General features: G+C 65.3%; 20 protein-coding genes. 11 read left to right on the forward strand and 9 right to left on the reverse strand.

Going from position 1 to position 16,515, the window contains the following annotated elements:
* Positions 1-380: 380 nt before the first annotated feature.
* From G6N13_RS19445 to G6N13_RS19470, 6 genes are all read left to right on the forward strand, one after another.
* A complete protein-coding gene (locus tag G6N13_RS19445) occupies positions 381-1,235 on the forward strand; it encodes a cyclopropane mycolic acid synthase family methyltransferase (RefSeq protein ID WP_170310501.1) in 855 nt (284 codons plus the stop codon).
* Positions 1,236-1,443: 208 nt separating this feature from the next.
* Positions 1,444-1,965: a hypothetical protein gene (locus tag G6N13_RS19450; protein ID WP_163699603.1), complete on the forward strand. Its 522-nt coding sequence runs from the start codon at positions 1,444-1,446 to the stop codon at positions 1,963-1,965.
* A 4-nt stretch (positions 1,966-1,969) separates the two neighbouring features.
* Complete coding sequence (locus tag G6N13_RS19455; protein ID WP_163699605.1) at positions 1,970-2,533, forward strand: lipoprotein LppJ family protein; 564 nt, start codon at positions 1,970-1,972, stop codon at positions 2,531-2,533.
* Positions 2,534-2,627: 94 nt separating this feature from the next.
* Positions 2,628-2,972 carry a ferredoxin gene (gene fdxA, locus G6N13_RS19460; protein WP_163699606.1) on the forward strand — a complete coding sequence of 115 codons (345 nt, stop codon included), beginning with the start codon at positions 2,628-2,630 and terminating at the stop codon, positions 2,970-2,972.
* A 244-nt stretch (positions 2,973-3,216) separates the two neighbouring features.
* Positions 3,217-4,401, forward strand: coding sequence for a DUF7159 family protein (locus tag G6N13_RS19465; protein ID WP_163699608.1), 1,185 nt, complete (start codon positions 3,217-3,219; stop codon positions 4,399-4,401).
* Positions 4,402-4,551: 150 nt separating this feature from the next.
* The gene (locus G6N13_RS19470) at positions 4,552-5,307 is read left to right on the forward strand and encodes a L,D-transpeptidase (protein ID WP_163699611.1); all 756 of its coding nucleotides are present in this window, start codon (positions 4,552-4,554) and stop codon (positions 5,305-5,307) included.
* Positions 5,308-5,498: 191 nt separating this feature from the next.
* On the opposite strand, the gene G6N13_RS19475 is transcribed toward G6N13_RS19470, so the two are convergent.
* Both G6N13_RS19475 and G6N13_RS19480 read right to left on the reverse strand, forming a co-directional pair.
* Positions 5,499-6,044: a YceI family protein gene (locus tag G6N13_RS19475; RefSeq protein ID WP_163699613.1), complete on the reverse strand. Its 546-nt coding sequence runs from the start codon at positions 6,042-6,044 to the stop codon at positions 5,499-5,501.
* A 22-nt stretch (positions 6,045-6,066) separates the two neighbouring features.
* Positions 6,067-7,308 carry a cytochrome P450 gene (locus G6N13_RS19480; protein WP_163699614.1) on the reverse strand — a complete coding sequence of 414 codons (1,242 nt, stop codon included), beginning with the start codon at positions 7,306-7,308 and terminating at the stop codon, positions 6,067-6,069.
* A 117-nt stretch (positions 7,309-7,425) separates the two neighbouring features.
* Between G6N13_RS19480 and G6N13_RS19485 the strand changes: the two genes are divergently transcribed.
* Positions 7,426-7,584: a hypothetical protein gene (locus G6N13_RS19485; RefSeq protein ID WP_163694295.1), complete on the forward strand. Its 159-nt coding sequence runs from the start codon at positions 7,426-7,428 to the stop codon at positions 7,582-7,584.
* 3 nt (positions 7,585-7,587) lie between these two features.
* Here G6N13_RS19485 and G6N13_RS19490 read toward each other — a convergent pair whose 3' ends face one another.
* Together G6N13_RS19490 and G6N13_RS19495 are read right to left on the reverse strand one after the other, a co-directional pair.
* Entirely contained in the window at positions 7,588-7,776 is a 189-nt protein-coding gene (locus G6N13_RS19490) for a ferredoxin (RefSeq protein ID WP_163699616.1), read from the reverse strand.
* Positions 7,773-9,023 (reverse strand): cytochrome P450, encoded by a 1,251-nt coding sequence (locus G6N13_RS19495; protein ID WP_163702326.1) that lies wholly within the window; start codon positions 9,021-9,023, stop codon positions 7,773-7,775. The genes G6N13_RS19490 and G6N13_RS19495 overlap by 4 nt, the downstream gene beginning before the upstream one ends.
* Before the next feature lie 139 nt (positions 9,024-9,162).
* Between G6N13_RS19495 and G6N13_RS19500 the strand changes: the two genes are divergently transcribed.
* Together G6N13_RS19500 and G6N13_RS19505 are read left to right on the forward strand one after the other, a co-directional pair.
* Positions 9,163-9,753 (forward strand): TetR/AcrR family transcriptional regulator, encoded by a 591-nt coding sequence (locus G6N13_RS19500; RefSeq protein ID WP_163699618.1) that lies wholly within the window; start codon positions 9,163-9,165, stop codon positions 9,751-9,753.
* A gap of 64 nt (positions 9,754-9,817) precedes the next feature.
* Complete coding sequence (locus G6N13_RS19505; RefSeq protein WP_163699620.1) at positions 9,818-10,528, forward strand: SDR family NAD(P)-dependent oxidoreductase; 711 nt, start codon at positions 9,818-9,820, stop codon at positions 10,526-10,528.
* Positions 10,529-10,531: 3 nt separating this feature from the next.
* On the opposite strand, the gene G6N13_RS19510 is transcribed toward G6N13_RS19505, so the two are convergent.
* Together G6N13_RS19510 and G6N13_RS19515 are read right to left on the reverse strand one after the other, a co-directional pair.
* Positions 10,532-11,218, reverse strand: a complete 687-nt coding sequence (locus G6N13_RS19510) for a hypothetical protein (protein ID WP_163699622.1) — start codon at positions 11,216-11,218, stop codon at positions 10,532-10,534.
* Between the two features lie 103 nt (positions 11,219-11,321).
* On the reverse strand, positions 11,322-11,474 hold the full coding sequence (locus G6N13_RS19515) for a hypothetical protein (protein ID WP_163694296.1): 153 nt from the start codon (positions 11,472-11,474) through the stop codon (positions 11,322-11,324).
* Positions 11,475-11,655: 181 nt separating this feature from the next.
* On the opposite strand from G6N13_RS19515, the gene G6N13_RS19520 reads away from it, so the two are divergent.
* Positions 11,656-12,099, forward strand: a complete 444-nt coding sequence (locus G6N13_RS19520; RefSeq protein WP_163699624.1) for a hypothetical protein — start codon at positions 11,656-11,658, stop codon at positions 12,097-12,099.
* Positions 12,100-12,162: 63 nt separating this feature from the next.
* Here G6N13_RS19520 and G6N13_RS19525 read toward each other — a convergent pair whose 3' ends face one another.
* Both G6N13_RS19525 and G6N13_RS19530 read right to left on the reverse strand, forming a co-directional pair.
* Entirely contained in the window at positions 12,163-13,290 is a 1,128-nt protein-coding gene (locus G6N13_RS19525; RefSeq protein WP_163699626.1) for a nitronate monooxygenase, read from the reverse strand.
* A 284-nt stretch (positions 13,291-13,574) separates the two neighbouring features.
* The gene (locus G6N13_RS19530; protein WP_163699628.1) at positions 13,575-14,651 is read right to left on the reverse strand and encodes an NAD(P)H-dependent amine dehydrogenase family protein; all 1,077 of its coding nucleotides are present in this window, start codon (positions 14,649-14,651) and stop codon (positions 13,575-13,577) included.
* A 107-nt stretch (positions 14,652-14,758) separates the two neighbouring features.
* Between G6N13_RS19530 and G6N13_RS19535 the strand changes: the two genes are divergently transcribed.
* A complete protein-coding gene (locus G6N13_RS19535; RefSeq protein WP_163699630.1) occupies positions 14,759-15,502 on the forward strand; it encodes a glucose 1-dehydrogenase in 744 nt (247 codons plus the stop codon).
* On the opposite strand, the gene G6N13_RS19540 is transcribed toward G6N13_RS19535, so the two are convergent.
* Positions 15,503-16,333 carry an HAD family hydrolase gene (locus G6N13_RS19540; protein ID WP_163702328.1) on the reverse strand — a complete coding sequence of 277 codons (831 nt, stop codon included), beginning with the start codon at positions 16,331-16,333 and terminating at the stop codon, positions 15,503-15,505.
* Positions 16,334-16,515: the final 182 nt, after the last annotated feature.

The raw sequence follows: 16,515 nt of genomic DNA on the forward strand, positions 1-16,515 counted from the left end.
ACGCTCGAGCACAGCCCGAAAAGCCGGTGCCCGACGAGCATGCCCGGGCCAAAGCGGAAGAAATGATGACGGCCGACGAAGACCGGCCTACCGCTACTTTGCCGGGATCGCCCGACACCGTCACGGGCACTGCAGTCAATGACTGGCGGGACGACGAGGGAGAGCCGACTTACGGCCAGGATGGGCCCTAGGAAAAATCCGGATAGCATTCGACGCTTAGCCGTCTCGCAGTTTGCTCGACTGGGGATTTATCGGTGTGGTCCCGTAGGATGTCGGGGTTGGGTCACCCGGGGAGTGTGGCCGGTCTTGAGTGGGTAGGCCGGAGTGCGACGCAAGAACAGGACACGATTTTGTTAGAGACACCGGCCGACGCCGATCACATGGAGCCGCGTTTCGACGACGTGCAGCACCATTACGACCTCTCCGATGACTTCTATCGGCTCTTCCTGGACAGAACACAAACGTACAGCTGCGCCTATTTTGAGCGCGACGATTTGACGCTGGAGCAGGCGCAGATCGCTAAGATCGACTTGTCGCTGGGAAAGCTGGGCCTGCAGCCGGGGATGACGCTGCTCGACGTCGGGTGCGGCTGGGGAGCGACGTTGGTGCGCGCTCTGGAGAAATACGACGTCAACGTGGTCGGGCTGACCCTGAGCAAGAACCAGGCGCTGCACGTCCAACAGCTGTTCGATGACTTCGACAGCACCCGCTCCAAGCGCGTCTTGCTCGAAGGCTGGGAGCAGTTCGACGAACCGGTCGACCGGATCCTCTCGATAGGTGCGTTCGAGCATTTCGGATCAGACCGCCACGACGCATTCTTTAAAATGGCGTACGACGCATTGCCCGCCGATGGAGTGATGTTGCTGCACACCATCGTTCTGCCGAGTGACGAAGAATTCGCCGCACGCGGAATGCCAATCACGATGCGGCACTTGAAGTTTTTCAAATTCATCATGGACGAGATCTTCCCCGGTGGCCGGTTGCCCAAGGTGACCGATGTCGAAGAGCACGCCACCAGCGCCGGATTCACCATCAATCGGGTCCACCCGCTGCGGTTGCATTACGCCCGCACTCTGGATCTGTGGGCGACAGCATTGGAAGCCAACGAAGAAGAAGCCGTGGCTCTACAGTCGCGTGACGTCTACGACCGCTACATGCGGTATCTGACGGGCTGCGCTGAACTGTTCCGCGACGGCTATACCGACATTTGCCAGTTCACCCTGGCCAAGGGCTGACAGGTCACTGCCAGCCCTTGGCCTCGATCTTCTGCGGGTGAACACCTGGACGCATCCCCCGGTGTGCGCCTCTAGCTCGGTGCCGTCCCTGACGTTATGGGCTCTGCCCCAGTTGCGTCCCGAGTCAAAGGCCCGCATCTCGTAGGGCCTTTGGTCCCAACCTGGGTGCTAGCATGCGCGCGTCGTCGATGTCGGTAAGGGAGAAGCCATGGTCCGGGCAGTGACACTCGGGGGCGCGGCACTGGTGCTGATGGCGGCGGGGCTGAACCCCGGCACTCCCGATGCGGCAGCCGATCCGGGCACGACCGTGTACATGTTCGGCAGTTGCTACGACCCTAGCCAGCCACTGCAGGAGAGACCGCAGCGCGTGGTCTACGGATGCGATTCCACCAGCATCATGGAGGACATGACCTGGAGCTCGTGGGGAGCCGACGGCGCCACGGGCACCGGCACCGATAACTCCGTTCAATGCCAACCGAATTGCGCACAGGGGCCGCACCTGCGCAACCCGATCGTCGTGCACGCCTGGAACCCGGTCCGCGGCCGTCCGGGCTGCCCGGACAACGTGGCGTTCTTCACCGATATCACCGTCGCCTACCCGGTCGGCGTCCCGCCGTGGGTGGTACCCGGCACCACCTGGGGACCGGGCGTGCAATACACCTACCTCGACGGCATGCCGGGAGTCCACTTCTTCGATCAACGCCCCTACAGCTGTACCCCGCTGTCGTGATCTGATGCCCGCCGCGACCGGCCTTCGCGCCAGACCCGCCCAGCTGCTGATCGCGTCAGCATTACTCGTCAGCCTGGCCTTGGGGCTGGGTTTCGTTGCCCTGCACAGGTTTCGGGATATGCGTGGCGCAGCGGTCGATCCGGTCGCGTACCCGTTGACCGACGACCAGGCCAAAACGCAGGTCCTTGATCCGGCCCGCGAGATCGCCGGCACCCTGAAGGGTGTCAGTGCCAGTTATCTGCTGATGTCGTGCGCGAACGCCGACGAACCGCCCTATCAGGGCGCGGTCTACCTCAACTTCGATGTGCCGGGGGTGCTGGAGACCCCGAAGTACTTCGACTCGATCGCGGCAGCGATGACGGCCAAGGGCTGGACCGCGGCGATGCCGCCAAACCGTCATCCCGGTGGTCGGGCCTTCAGCCGCAACGGGGTGACTGCCATCTTCTTCCGCACATCCGATCAGGCCGAGCGGGCCACCATGCAGATCTACGGCGAATGCCGCAACACCACCGACCACCGACGCGACCCGACTGGGTGGGTGGATGTCACGGCGGCGTTACCCCGCTGAGTGGCGCGCGTTCCCGGATTGGGGACTTTTGTCCCTGTTCTACAGGCCCTCTAGCTCGTGTCTGCTACGGCGAGTCACAGATAGGCTTCCGGACATGACCTACGTGATCAGCAGTGCGTGTGTCGATGTCAAACACAAGGCCTGCATGAAGGAATGCCCGGTCGACTGCATCTACGAGGGCGACCGAACGATGTACATCAATCCCACCGAGTGTGTGGAATGCGGCGCCTGCAAAATCCTCTGCGAGGTCGACGCCATCTACTTCGAGGGCGACCTGCCCGAAGAGGAGAGGAAGTTCCTCGCCGACAATGCCGCCTTCTTCAGCGACATCCTGCCGGGCCGGGATGCCCCGATCGGGGACCCGGGCGGGGCCTACGAGCTCGGTCCGGTCGGCGTGGACACCCCGATGGTCGCCGCGCTGCCTCCTCGACAGGACTGAGCGGCCACCTCCTCGTCTTCGGTAACTCCAGGGTCGAGTCGTTATCGGATCGTCGCCAAAGCGGGACGGTCCGGTGCTCATTCGCCGCTATGCGCGACTGCGGGTAGGCTCCACGGAGATCGAAGACGACCACGCTGTCCCGGTTCGCTTCCGGCGCTTCCAGCGCAACGCAACAGGTGTTTGGCGACTGTGCGCGCGTGCTGTGTCAGGCCGGCGAAGTCAGGACCGGAGAGGAGTGCCTCAGTTGGACACGGTCCTGGGACTGTCGATGACGCCGACCACCGTCGGACTCGTCCTCGTCCAAGGTGATGGAGTTGACGGTGCGACGAAGGGGCACGACGCGTTCGACGTTCGCCGCGGCGGCTTCAGTCCGGTCACGACATCGGAATTCGTTGCCGAGGCGCTATCGCGCACCCAAGCTATCGCCGGCGGCCAGCGCCTGCAGTCCATCGGGGTGACCTGGAGCGATGACGCATCGGTCGAGGCCTCGCTGCTGCTCGACTCGCTGGCCGACTCCGGATTCGACAACGTGATCCCCATCCGCCTGCCAGAGGCCACCGAAGCCTTTGCGCGCGGCATCGGTCGAGTGATCGGCTCTGACGTGACCGCGGTGTGCGTCGTCGAGCCCGAGGCGGTCGTCGCTTTGGTCGTTGATGCCCAGGAAGGTGCCGTGCAGACCTGCGTCAGCTACGACCTGGAAACCGATCAGGACCTGATCGGCTGGCTGTCCGACATTCTGGGCGGCAGCGATTGGTCTCCCGACGGGCTGGTGTTGCTGGGCTCCGGCGACGGTCTTGAATCGATCGCGCGCCGCCTCGAAGAGGTTGTGGGCATCCCGGCATTCGCGCCGGCCGAGGCCGAGCTGGCCTTGGCCCGCGGCGCGGCCCTGGCCTCGGTGAACGGCATCGGGATCCTCGACGATCCGCTGTTCACCCTCCCAGCTCTGCCGGCCGATCGGCACCGAGACTCGAAGGCTATGCGCGGCGCGACAGCGCTGCTGGCCGGAGGTGTGGTGGCGTTCGTGGTGTCGGCGTCGGTGGCGGTGGGCCTGGAACTGCTGCCTGACCACGGGGTGCGCCCCGAGCACCGCAATGTGGTGAATACCGCCGAGACTCCCGCGCTGGCGCCCGAGCGTGCACCCGAGGCGCTGGCACCGCCCGCCTCCGAACCAGCACCGGCGCTGGCCGCCCCCGAAGCCGCGCCATCGCTTCCGGTCGCATCGCCCGAACCCGAGCCCACCTTCGATGCGACGCCGGTGGTTGCGATGACGATGAACGTGCCGCCGCCGGAGGCTCCGCCCAGCGATGTGCCGCTTGATCCCGCGGCGCTGCCGCCGATTCCGGCCTCTATCGCGCCGCCGCCCGTGCAGCCCAAGCCGTCACTACGGACCCGCCTGCGGGATCGCCTGTCCGGCCTCGGCGGCGGATAACCGGCACGGTTTCGCTGACGTTGCGCCCCGGGACGTATCCGGGGCGCTACCCGGACGCAGTTGCGGCATGTCCCCGGACATCTGGCGGGCGCGATCGCGCCGACCGCTTAGAGTGGGTCTTTGCTGATCGCCCACGCGAGGAGGGGATCCATGGCCAGAGCAGTTCGACGAGCATGTGCCGCCGCAGGGATTGTGATGGTGGCAATGGCGACTTCGATGCAGACCAGCATGGCCGCGGTCGCCCCGGCGATCGACGGGACGTCCATCGCGTCCGTCCAGCCCACCAACGGCCAGGTCGTGGGCGTCGCCATGCCGATCACCGTGACGTTCACCAAGCCGGTCATCGACCGGTGGGGTGCTCAGCAATCGATCCGCGTCATGGCACCGGCCGATGTCGTGGGGCGCTACGACTGGCTCGACGATCAGACCGTGCAGTTCGTGCCGATCCAGTACTGGCCAGCGCATTCGGAGATCACCATGATGGCCGGCGGCATCCCGCGGACCTTCGGCACCGGCTCCATTGTGTTGGGCGTCGCCGATATCTCCGCGCACACGTTCACCGTTAGCATCGACGGCCAGGTGGCGCGTCAGATGCCGGCATCCATGGGCAAACCCAAGCACCCGACCCCGGTGGGCAACTTCGACGTCCTGGAAAAGCAGTCCACGGTGGTCATGGACTCTCGCACCATCGGTATCCCGCTCAACGATCCGGAGGGCTACAAGCTCACGGTCAACGACGCCGTCCGAGTCACCTGGGGTGGGGTGTACGTGCACTCCGCACCGTGGTCGGTGGGCTCACAGGGCTACGCCAACGTCAGCCACGGCTGCATCAACCTGAGCCCCGACAACGCCTCGTGGTACTTCAACCAGGTGCACATCGGCGACCCGGTGGTCATCAACGCCTAGCGGTACCCGGTGTGGTGACGCCGAACCAGTAGTGTTCGTTCGTGAAATGATGAAGCCGGTGATCGCGCCAGATCACCCGGTAGGCAGCGTGGCCGCCAATGCAGGACGAAGACGTGAATCGTCCACTCCCAGCGCCGGCATGCCCACCGAGCCGACAGAGGCCAAGTGGTCAGACCAGTGAGCGCATCGCGTTACGTGGGATGACGCGCCGTGAACCGGATGGTCACCTCGTCGGCCACTTTCAACGACCCGACGAACAACGAATACGGCTTGACCCCGAACTGCGTCTGAAGCACGGGCACGGATGCGGTCATCTCCCACACGCCACCCACTTCCTCGACGGTCAGGTCCACCGTCTGCGGCCGCGACGTGCCATGGATCTCGACGTCGCCGCCCAGCCGATAGCCGCCCGCGGTCTTGGCGATGTCCTCGGCAGTGAACGTAATCTGCGGAAACTTCCTGGCGTCCAACGCTTTCAACGCATTGGAGCGCACCACACCCTTCTCCGGCCCGGTCAGCGGCGTGATACCGCCCTCACCCTTGATCACCTGCAGCGAATCGACGTCCACCAGCAGCGCGACAGTCACCGGCTGCTTGCCACGCCACTGGACGTCGGCACGCCACGACGCCATCGCGATGGTCAGCCGGTGACCCATCTTGGCGGCCGGACCGGCCACCGCGGTGAGGATCTGCAGTTCGCCTTCGGCGGCGGTCAATGTCCAGGCTGTGTCCGTCACGCCTCGACTGTATCGACTGCTCTTACTTGCCGGCTCCGGTGTAGTCGACCTGCCAGTGCTTGATGCCGTTGAGCCAACCCGACCGCAGCCGCTCCGGTTTCGCCAGCGGGGCGAGATCCGGCATGTGGTCGGCGATCGCGTTGAACATCAGATCGATCGTCATCCTGGCCAGGTTGGCGCCGAGACAGTAGTGCGCGCCGGTGCCACCAAAGCCCACATGGGGGTTCGGGTTGCGGAGGATGTTGAAGCTGAACGGATCCTCGAAGACCTCGTCGTCGAAGTTGGCCGAGCGGTAGGACATCACCACTCGCTGCCCCTTCTTGATCGGGACACCCGAGAGCTCGACGTCTTCCAGGGCCGTCCGCTGGAATGACGTCACCGGGGTGGCCCACCGCACGATCTCGTCGACCGCGGTTATCGGGCGCTGCGCTTTGTACAGCTCCCACTGGTCGGGGAAGTCCGCGAACGCCGTCATGCCATGCGTGATCGAGTTACGGGTGGTCTCGTTGCCGGCCACCGCCAACAGAATGACGAAGAAGCCGAACTCGTCATCGGAGAGTTTGTGCCCGTCGACGTCGGCCTGTACCAGCTTGGTCACCAAGTCGTCGCCGGGATTGGCGGTCCTGTCGGCGGCCATGGCCATGCCGTACATGATCAGCTCGCCGGCCGCGCCCTGCGGATCGTTGCGGGCGAACTCGGGGTCGGCTTCGCCGACCATCTGATTGGACCAGTCGAACAGTTTCTTGCGCTCGTCCTGGGGCACACCCATGAGGTCGGCGATAGCCTGCAGGGGCAGCTCGCAGGAGACCTGTTCGACGAAGTCGCCGGAGCCTTCTGCCGCTGCGGCCTTGGCGATCGCCTGGGCACGCTCCCGCAGATTCTCACGCAGCGTTTCGACGGCCCGCGGCGTGAACGCCCGCGAGACGATCTGGCGTAGATGGGTGTGCCGCGGCGCATCCATGTTCAGCAGGATGAACTGACCGGTGTCCTTGTGCGACACAGCCGCATTATCGGGGTAGCGCGGCAGCGCGGTGTTCTCCAGGCTGGAGAACACGTCGCTGCGCCGGGAGACCTCCTTGACGTCTTTGTGCTTGCTGACGACCCAGTAGCCCTCGTCATCGAACCCGCCGACATTGCGCGGTTGCTCGTTCCACCAGATCGGGGCGACCCGGCGCAGCTCGGCGAGTTCCTCGACCGGCAGCCGTTCGTTGTTCAGATCAGGATCAGTGAAGTCGAAACCAGGGGAAAGGTTCGGACTCGGCATAGTAAAGCGCACCTCCATAGGACGTGATCCAGCGCCCGGTGATCCATGCTTACACCACGCGCGGAAGCCTCGGGCCGGCTTGACGGAAACTCGTAACTGAAACGTGTTCTATGTTCATTGTTCACGACGGGCGCAGCACCTCGGCCGTGGCGTCATCAGCTGGCCGGGCTGTGGCTGGGCCTGTTCGGGGTTGCGATAGCCGCCGGGCTGGCCATGGTCATGCGCGCGAATACCGAAATCCCCGAGGACTACTGGCGCTCCATCGTCAACTACTAGCGATTAGTCGAGGACGACGGCATTCTCGGGGCAGGCCTCCGCCGCCTCGCGGGCACTGTCCACGAGCTCGTCGGGCACCTCATCAACGATTGCTTCGGCGTAGCCGTCGTCGGTCATGGCGAAGACTTCCGGACAGATGGTGGTGCACACGCCGTGTCCGCGGCAACGGCCGTCGTCAATGGTGGCTTTCATGCGAGATCGAACTCCAGGTGCAGTTCGGTGAGCCCACGCAGGATGTAGGTGGGCACATAGTGGTATCGGCGCGCATCGGCGGGGCCGTGATGTTCCTCGCTGATCCGGATATCCGTGGTGCGATCAAGCAGCCGTTCGAGCGCGACGCGCGCCTCGGCACGGGCCAGCGGCGCGCCCGGGCAGGTGTGGATGCCACGACCAAAGGCGATGTGCTGCCGCGCATTCGACCGTGCCGGGTCGAAGGTGTTGGGATCGGTGAATCGGCGCGGGTCGCGGTTGGCAGCGGCCTGGACGACCATCAGGGTTGATCCGGATGGCACATCGACGCCGCCGAGGGTGACCGGCTCCTTGGACAGCCGGAAGTCCCCCTTGACTGGGCTCTCGAAGCGCAGCGTCTCCTCGATGAAGTTGGCGACCTTGGAGCGATCCGCGCGCAACAGCGCCTGGATGTCAGGGCGATCACCGAGGATTTGCAGGGCGGCGCTGAGCAGCCGCACGGTGGTCTCCTGGCCGGCCGAATACAGGTTCGCTGCAACGCGGGCCACATCGCCGGGATCAGGCACCGAACCGTCGGGGAAGGTCGCCGCGGCCATCTCCGACAGCACGTCACCGCGCGGGTTGGCACGGCGGTCCTCGATGTAGGCGCTGAACTTGTCGTAGAGGTATTCCAGCGGGGACTTGGACAGGGCCTCGCCCTTGACGCTGCCGACGCCCCCGCCGTGGTGCGCGCCGCGCTGCATCTCGGCGAGGAACTCGTCGCGGTCGGCGTCAGGCACGCCCAGCAGGTCGGCGATGATCACCAGCGTAAACGGTTGGGCGAAGCCCGAAATCAGCTCGCCCTTACCGCCAACCAGGTAATCGTCGAGGACGCGGTCGACCATCGTCCACATCCCGTCCTCGTTCTCCTTGAGGCGCTTGGGCGTGATCAGCCGCATCAGCAGTGCGCGGTGGTCGGTGTGTACCGGGGGATCCAGCGCGGGCAGCTGATCGTTGAAGGGCAGCTCATCGCGGTGCGCGGCAATGAGTTCGGCGACGTCATCACGACCTTCGACGGGCACGGGGAACCCGGGGAACGGTCCGGTCACCGCGATGCAGGACGAGAAGCGGTCGGCGTCACCGGCGACCTCGGTGGCTTCTTCCCAGCCGGTGACCATCCATACGCCCTTATGCGGCTCGCGCGACACCGGGCAACGGGACTGCAGCGCCTCCAGATACGGGTATGGATCGGCGACCACATCGCGATCCATGAAGAAGTTCACGCTGTCGACATCGGTCACTGAGGGGTCCCTTCAGGCAAGGAAGCTGCCATACGATCGGCAAGGGCGATGCTAGTCGATCGTATGGTAGATTGCTAGCCGATCGTAAAGTTAGCGAAGGGAGCTGATGATGAGCGCAGTCGCTGTTGCCAGCACCGGTTCGCCCGCCGATACCCGGCAACGGCTCATCGACGCAGCGATTGCACTGTTCATCCGGCACAGCTTCGCCGGCACCTCGCTGCAGATGATCGCCGATGAGCTCGGCTTCACCAAAGCCGCTATCTACCACCACTTTCGAACCCGCGAACAGCTCTTGACGGCAATCCTGGAACCCATCATCAACCGGGTCGCCGCGGTGGTCGAGGACGCCGAGCAGCAGCGTGGCGTGCACGCCCGTGCCGAACGCATGATCAACGGCTACGCGCGGCTGGCCGTCGAGAGTCCCATGCTGGTGTCCGTGCTGGCGGCCGATCCGAGCGTGCACACCGTGTTGAAGGCCAACCGCGAGTGGACGCACATCATCTCGCGACAGATGGTCTTGCTGGCCGACGTCCATCCCGGCCCGGAAGGCTTCATCCGCGCGCAGTTCGTGTTCGCCGGGATCGCCGGCTCGGCCGATCCCAAACGCGCGGCCGACGACGAGTGGCTACACGCCCAACTACTCGACGCCGGCCGGAAGGCGCTGGGCCTGCGTACGCCGAGACGAACGTCCCCACAGTGAACGTCCTAGAACCACAACAGTTTTGCATTCACCAGGCGGCGCTTGCCGCCGGAAAGGGGAGCTTGTGTCCACGACGAAGACGGCATTGGTGACCGGTGGCGGTTCCGGGATCGGTGCGGCCATCGCTGCCCGGCTGCGCTCGGACGGCTACACGGTGGTCATCCTCGACCTGAATCCGGCGGAGGGCGACCATTCCTATGTCGCTGACGTGACCGACCGCGCGCAGATCGATGCCGTGTTGGCCGAGGTCCACGCCGCCCTGGGGCCGGTCACCATCCTGGTCAACGCCGCAGGCAAGGACAGCTTTCGCCGGTTCCTCGATCTCAGTTTCGACGAGTGGCAGCAGACCATCGACATCAACCTGCACGGGGTCTTCCACACCATCCAGGCCGTACTGCCCGACATGATCGAGGCCGGCTGGGGCCGCATCGTCAACATCTCATCCTCGAGCACCCACTCCGGTGTGCCCTACATGTCGGCCTACGTCGCAGCCAAGTCCGGCGTCAACGGCCTGACCAAAAGCCTTGCCCTGGAGTACGGACCGGCCGGTATCACCGTCAACGCCGTCCCGCCCGGATTCATCGACACCCCGATGCTGCGCAAGGCCGAAGCTCGCGGAAACATGGGCGATGTTCAGGCCACCATCGACGCCACCCCGGTGCGAAGAATGGGCCAGCCCGAGGACATCGCGGCCGCCTGCGCGTTCTTTATCTCCGAAGAAGCCGGCTACATCACCGGCCAGATCCTCGGCGTCAACGGCGGCCGCAACACGTAAGCCTCAGCCCGCCGGCTTCGTTGTCGTCGGGGTCACCGAGGACGTGACCGTCACGGTCGTGGTGCTCACCGTCGTCGTCGGGCTCCCGGTGGTGGTCGCGCTCGACGAGGTACCCGACTGCGAGAAGCTGGCTTCCTTGAACTCGATCCACGAATCCTTGTAGATCACGTCGTTGCCCGAGGACACCAGGATCTGGGTGGGTGAAACCGCATAGGTGACACCGTCATTGGAGGCCACCAGCGTCCCGTCCGAGCTTCGGGTGATGGGTAGGTGCAGGGGAGCGTTATCGGACAGCCGTACGCCGCGGTACTCCAGTCCGCCGTCACGGTTCACGCAGATCACCACCAGCGACTTGGAGGTGCGGCCGTACGCCATCAGTGTCTGGTTCTCGTCGCAGCGCGCACCGGTATCCACATAGCCGCGCGAGTCGGCCCGGTAGGACTGCGGCGCACCCGAACTCGTCGTCGACGTGGTGGCGGTGGTAGCAGAGGCGGCCGCAGACGATGTCGCGGTCTCCGAGGCCGACGGCGATGTCGTCAACGTGGTGGGCGCGGCCCGGGCGACCGGCAGCGCATCTGAGGCCCCGGTGGCCACGGTCACTCCGACCACCAACCCGACCGCCGCGAAAACCCCGCCGATCCCCAGCCACGGCAACAATTTCGACGACGAGAGCAGATTCTGAGCGGACATAGCCTAAGCGAACCATCTCAGGCGGCGATTACCGCGCTGGCGCGGCGGCGTTTCTCCGGAGTAATCGTCATGGCCGCGAGCGGCCGGTAGCGTCAGCTCGCCCTCATCGAGGCGCCGGTCGTGCATGGTGATCGCCAACCCGCAGGCCCGAGATGGCCAGCAGCGTTCTGATCGGCCCCTCTTCAGCGACGATCATCGTGAGCTCGGTGGTGGCGGCCAGGGCGAAGACCGCACCTACCGCGGCCGTGCTCACCATGTCGGCAGCACATGCCGTTGCCACGGAACGCCTCCGGTCGTCCTCTTCACCCCCGATGGCGCAATCGCCGCAGCTTTGCGGTTTAACCCGAAGCGCACCCGCCACACCCGTACGGCCCGTTAGGCTCAGCGCAGGCCGGCAGGGGCACAGGCCCGGCGGCAGAGAACCAGAGGGTGGATACATGCTCCGCGAATTCGTCATCGCAGCAGCCGTCGCAGCCACGGCGCTGGCAGTGGTGCCGGCTGCCGCAGCCGACGAACCCCACGGCCCGTTCCCGGGAGACCCGCCGGGAATGAGCTACGAGGCCTACCTGAACGCACCTTGCTATCGCTGGGACCGCTTCGTGTTCGGCCGCGGCCCCGGTGGCGAGCCGCTGGCGTGCCACTGGATTCCGGGGCAGTCGTCGATCGGTATGGACCGGCCACCGGAGGGCGTGGGCTTCTGGGTCCTCTCACCCAAGATCTATGGCGTGCAAGCCGTCGGCTCGCCGTGTCCCGGCTCGCAAGCCGCCGCGCAGTCGCCTGACGGGCTGCCGATGCTGTGCCTCGGTGCGCAGGGTTGGCAGCCGGGATCCATGCATTCTGGCGACTGGGGCAACGGAAACGACTTCTACCCGGCCAGCTAGAACAGGCGAGAAAAATGACTGTGCCGCCAGGGCGAGAACCCCCGCGGCACAGTCATATACGGACTAGACGGACGCGTTGAGCTCCTCGAGCCGGCCAGTGGCCTCGAGGTACTCCTGCACCCAGCGCTCGATCACGGTGGACGTCTTCTCGACCTTGGTGAACTGGCCGACAACCTGACCGATCGGGTTGAACGCGACGTCGACGCTCTCGTTCGGGTATTTGCGCGTGGCCGCGACAGCCATGCCAGAAACCATGTACTGCAACGGCATTCCGAGCGGCTTGGGGTTGCCCTCTTTCTCCCATGCCTCGGTCCACTCGTTGCGCAGCATGCGCGCGGGCTTCCCGGTGAACGAACGGCTGCGCACGGTATCGCGGCTTTCGGCCTTCACGTACGCGGCGTGCTGCACCTCGGAGTGCTCAGACTCCTCGACCATCACCCACTGCGAACCGGTCCACGCTCCCTGCGCGCCCAGCGCGAGCGCAGCGGCAATCTGCTGACCACTTCCGATACCGCCGGCGGCCAGCACCGGTATCGGCGCCACCGCTTTGACGACCTGCGGCCACAGCACGATCGAGCCGATCTCACCGCAGTGGCCACCGGCCTCGCCACCCTGGGCGATGATGATGTCGACGCCGGCTTCGGCGTGCTTCTTGGCCTGCGACGGCGAGCCGCACAGCGCGGCGACCTTACGGCCCTCGGCGTGGATGTGCTTGATCATCTCCGCTGGCGGCGTGCCGAGGGCGTTGGCGATCAGCGTGCACTTCGGGTGCTGGAGCGCCACCTCGACCTGCGGGGTCGCGGTCGCCTCGGTCCAGCCCAGCAGCCCCATCGCGTCGTCGTCGCTATGCTCGACGGGCACACCGTGGTCAGCGAGGACTTTCTTGGCGAAATCGATGTGCTCCTGGGGCACCAGGTCGTTGAGCGTCTTCTTCAGCACTTCGGGGGACAGGTCCGTGGCGTCCATCCCCTCGTACTTGTTGGGGATGACGATGTCGACGCCGTAGGTGTGGTCGCCGATGTTCTCGTCGATCCACTTCAGCTCGATCTCGAGCTGTTCGGGTGAGAAGCCGACCGCACCGAGGACACCGAAGCCGCCGGCCTTGCTGACGGCAACGACGACATCACGACAGTGGGTGAACGCGAAGATGGGGAATTCGATACCCAGCTCATCGCAGAGGGCAGTGTGCATGGACCGGCTCCTTCAAGCGGGGGGCGTAAGCAGACTAGAACGTGTTCTAGTTTAGTACGCCGTTGCTGAGTGATTTGCGGGTGTCCACCATCAGCGAGCGGATGAATGGCTATCCGCCCAGTCTGCTCTTGATCGGTGCAGCGCGGAGTAGCGTTGGGTGTCCACCGATAGCCGGGGCACTCATCGCGTGCCGGCACAACCCGATCTGCCTGTCGTACTACGTGAATTACCCGGGCACTCTGATCGTCCCGGGTTATCGCCCGTAGGTCTCCAAACGTGCTCAGCTAGGGCTTGGTGAACAACTCCACCTCGGACACCAGCGGCAGGTTCAGCGTGGTCCGGATTCCCGGGGGAGCGGCGATCACGGCGGGGATGGCGTTGACGATGCGACCGGCCCCGGCCGCGATCGCGGCGTAGTTGTGGTCACCCTTCTTGCTCGTCGGGCAGATATCGACGACGTAGGACGGCTCACCGGTGATCTCCACCCGGTAGGAGCCGCCGGGCTGGGCCGGTTGCGCCCAGTCGGGGCGCAGATCCTCGCGCAGCCGGGTGACGTGCTCGACGACGATCGCGGCGTGGTCACCGACCATGCCCTTGATCTCGAAGCGCACCGCGGCCACGCCACCCTTGGGAATGTGGCCGGCGGCGACGTCGAAAGCTTCTGGGGCCGGCTCACGTTCGTAGCTCTCGGCGATCGAGTCCAGTTCGATGTTCAGTCCGGCGGCCAGCTGGCGGATGCCGCAGCCCCAGGCGATGCCGAGCACGCCGGGCAGGAACAGCATCGGCACGTCGTCGAGCGAGTCGCCGAAGCCCATGACGTCGAACATCACGGTGGCTCCGTCATAGGTGGCGTAGTCGGCGATCTCCGTACAACGCACCTGCTGGATGTTCTGGCAGGTGCTGGCGACGGCCAGCGGAATCAGATCCGTCACGAAGCCCGGGTCGACCCCGTTGATGTAGATGCTGGAATTGCCAAGGCGCCCAGCCTCTTCCAGCGGCTCGATGTACTTGTCGGGCATCGATCCCCACGGGAACTGCAACACCACCGGAGCCGAGCCGACGACGTTGATGCCGGCGGCCAGGATCTTGCGGACGTCTTCCATAGCCTCGGGCATCCGGGTATCGCCCATCGCGCAGTAGACCGCGCATTCGGGTTCGGTCGCCAGCACGGCGTCTAGGTCCTTGGTAGCGAGAATCCCGGTCGTGACGTCCAGGCCGGCCAGCTCGCCCGCGTCCTTGCCCACCTTCTCGTCAGCGGATACGCACAACGCGGTGAGCTCAAACGCCGGGTTCTCGATCAGCTCGCATAGGGCTATCCGGCCAACGTTTCCGGTGCCGATGTGGGCGACGCGGATGGCCATGAGTTCTCCTGACGCTCGGGGGGTCGGTGGCATCAGTATGCGCATTGAGGCGCGAACCTGGAACAGGTTCTACCTCTGGGACGGCATTATCGGTAGCCTGACGCCCCATGGGACGCGTAGACGACAAAGTGGCCATCATCACCGGCGGCGCACAGGGGATGGGAGCCGCTGACGCGCGGATGCTTGTCGCCGAGGGTGCCAAGGTTGTGATCGGGGACATCCTCGACGACAAGGGCAAAGAGCTGGCCGACGAGCTGGGCGACGCCGCGCGCTACGTGCACCTCGACGTGACCGAAGCCGATCAGTGGGCAGCCGCCGTCGACACCGCGATCTCCGAATTCGGCAAGGTCAACGTGCTGGTGAACAACGCCGGCATCGTCCAGGTGGCACCGCTGAAATCGCTGGACGTGGAGCGCTGGAAGAGGGTTCTCGACGTGAACCTGACCGGCGCGCTGCTTGGTATCCAAGCGGTGCTGCCGTCGATGAAGGAGTCCGGCGGCGGTTCGATCATCAACGTGTCGTCGATCGAGGGCATGCGCGGTGCCTCCTGGGTGCACAGCTATGTCGCTTCCAAGTGGGGCCTGCGCGGGCTGACGAAATCCGCCGCCCTCGAGCTGGCGCCGGACAATATCCGGGTCAACTCGGTGCACCCGGGCTTCATCCGCACCCCGATGACCAAGCACCTACCCGAGGACATGGTCAGCGCCCCGCTGGGCCGCCCCGGCAAGCCGGAGGAAGTGGCCACCTTTATCGTGTTCCTAGCCAGCGACGAGTCGTCGTTCTCCACCGGTTCGGAGTATGTGGTCGACGGCGGCCTGATTACGGACGTTCCGCACCGCAAGATGCCCTAGTCAGTCCTTGGGTAGTCGGCGCGTGCGGAGCGCCAGGGACGCGAATGCCGAGCCGAGGACGGCCCGGCCCACAGCGGGGAAGTGGCCGATCGCATTCGCCGCGATGCTTCGCCGTCCGGGAATGCTCAGCCGCAGCACCGGCCAGTCGTTGGCGGCTGCTTTCGCCGCCATGCCAGGGCGCGGGTTGACCGGTCGCGGATGGCCGACCAGCGCCATCAGCGCGCCGTCCTCGTCACCGTCGGCATAGAAATAGCTGGTCCTCAGGTCGATCTCGTTGGCCGCGCAAAACCGTTGCACCGCAGCGGCTTTATTCCGCCCCCAGACGATCGGTCTGGTGATCAAGCCGGTGAGCCGGCCGTCGGCGTCGAGTTCGAAGGTGTTGCACACCACATGCTCGATACCGAGCGCACGGGCTACCGGTTCGGCGTGGATGGTCAGCGCCGAGGAGCTGAGCACAACGGTATGCCCACGAGCCAGGTGGGCGGACACGATCTCGCGCATCAGTGGGTACACCCGTGCGGACACCTGCTCGACGTAGAGTCGCTCGCCGATCTCGTCGAGCTCGATCAATGACTCACCACGCAGGTAGCCCGCGGCCCGGTTCAGCAGCCGCTCGAATTGCATGCGGCCCAGCTTGTACCGCAGCGAGGCCTCGATCACGCCCATAATCTCGCCGATCCTGGCCTGTCCCCGACGGACCCGGTCACTGGCGTGCGCGGTCGCAGTGAAGCCGGCCACCAGCGTGCCGTCCAGGTCGAAGAACGCTCCAACCGCCGCGCCTGGCGGGCTACCGGCGATCTGCGCGAGCGGATCCGATGACAGGGTCACCACACCATCATGCCGACCGCGCGCGGGCCACGTCGCCGACGGAGCGATAGCCCACTCCCGCGTCGGCTGGGTTGACGTGATTCCCACACCACTCCACACTTGCCGTCATGTGCAGTCAGAAACCCACCATTCTGGTCATCTGACATGCTCCCGGTCGAACGGCACGAGGCGATCGTCGAGGCAGT

The organism is Mycolicibacterium sarraceniae, assembly GCF_010731875.1.
GTDB lineage: Bacteria > Actinomycetota > Actinomycetes > Mycobacteriales > Mycobacteriaceae > Mycobacterium > Mycobacterium sarraceniae.

Bases quoted from the DNA above. Each gene is read 5' to 3' on its own strand.
- G6N13_RS19445 (WP_170310501.1), top strand. From the start codon at position 381: ATGGAGCCGCGTTTCGACGACGTGCAGCACCATTACGACCTCTCCGAT.
- G6N13_RS19450 (WP_163699603.1), top strand. From the start codon at position 1,444: ATGGTCCGGGCAGTGACACTCGGGGGCGCGGCACTGGTGCTGATGGCG.
- G6N13_RS19455 (WP_163699605.1), top strand. From the start codon at position 1,970: ATGCCCGCCGCGACCGGCCTTCGCGCCAGACCCGCCCAGCTGCTGATC.
- fdxA (WP_163699606.1), top strand. From the start codon at position 2,628: ATGACCTACGTGATCAGCAGTGCGTGTGTCGATGTCAAACACAAGGCC.
- G6N13_RS19470 (WP_163699611.1), top strand. From the start codon at position 4,552: ATGGCCAGAGCAGTTCGACGAGCATGTGCCGCCGCAGGGATTGTGATG.
- G6N13_RS19480 (WP_163699614.1), bottom strand. From the start codon at position 7,308: ATGCCGAGTCCGAACCTTTCCCCTGGTTTCGACTTCACTGATCCTGAT.
- G6N13_RS19490 (WP_163699616.1), bottom strand. From the start codon at position 7,776: ATGAAAGCCACCATTGACGACGGCCGTTGCCGCGGACACGGCGTGTGC.
- G6N13_RS19495 (WP_163702326.1), bottom strand. From the start codon at position 9,023: ATGGATCGCGATGTGGTCGCCGATCCATACCCGTATCTGGAGGCGCTG.
- G6N13_RS19500 (WP_163699618.1), top strand. From the start codon at position 9,163: ATGAGCGCAGTCGCTGTTGCCAGCACCGGTTCGCCCGCCGATACCCGG.
- G6N13_RS19510 (WP_163699622.1), bottom strand. From the start codon at position 11,218: ATGTCCGCTCAGAATCTGCTCTCGTCGTCGAAATTGTTGCCGTGGCTG.
- G6N13_RS19515 (WP_163694296.1), bottom strand. From the start codon at position 11,474: ATGGTGAGCACGGCCGCGGTAGGTGCGGTCTTCGCCCTGGCCGCCACC.
- G6N13_RS19520 (WP_163699624.1), top strand. From the start codon at position 11,656: ATGCTCCGCGAATTCGTCATCGCAGCAGCCGTCGCAGCCACGGCGCTG.
- G6N13_RS19525 (WP_163699626.1), bottom strand. From the start codon at position 13,290: ATGCACACTGCCCTCTGCGATGAGCTGGGTATCGAATTCCCCATCTTC.
- G6N13_RS19530 (WP_163699628.1), bottom strand. From the start codon at position 14,651: ATGGCCATCCGCGTCGCCCACATCGGCACCGGAAACGTTGGCCGGATA.
- G6N13_RS19535 (WP_163699630.1), top strand. From the start codon at position 14,759: ATGGGACGCGTAGACGACAAAGTGGCCATCATCACCGGCGGCGCACAG.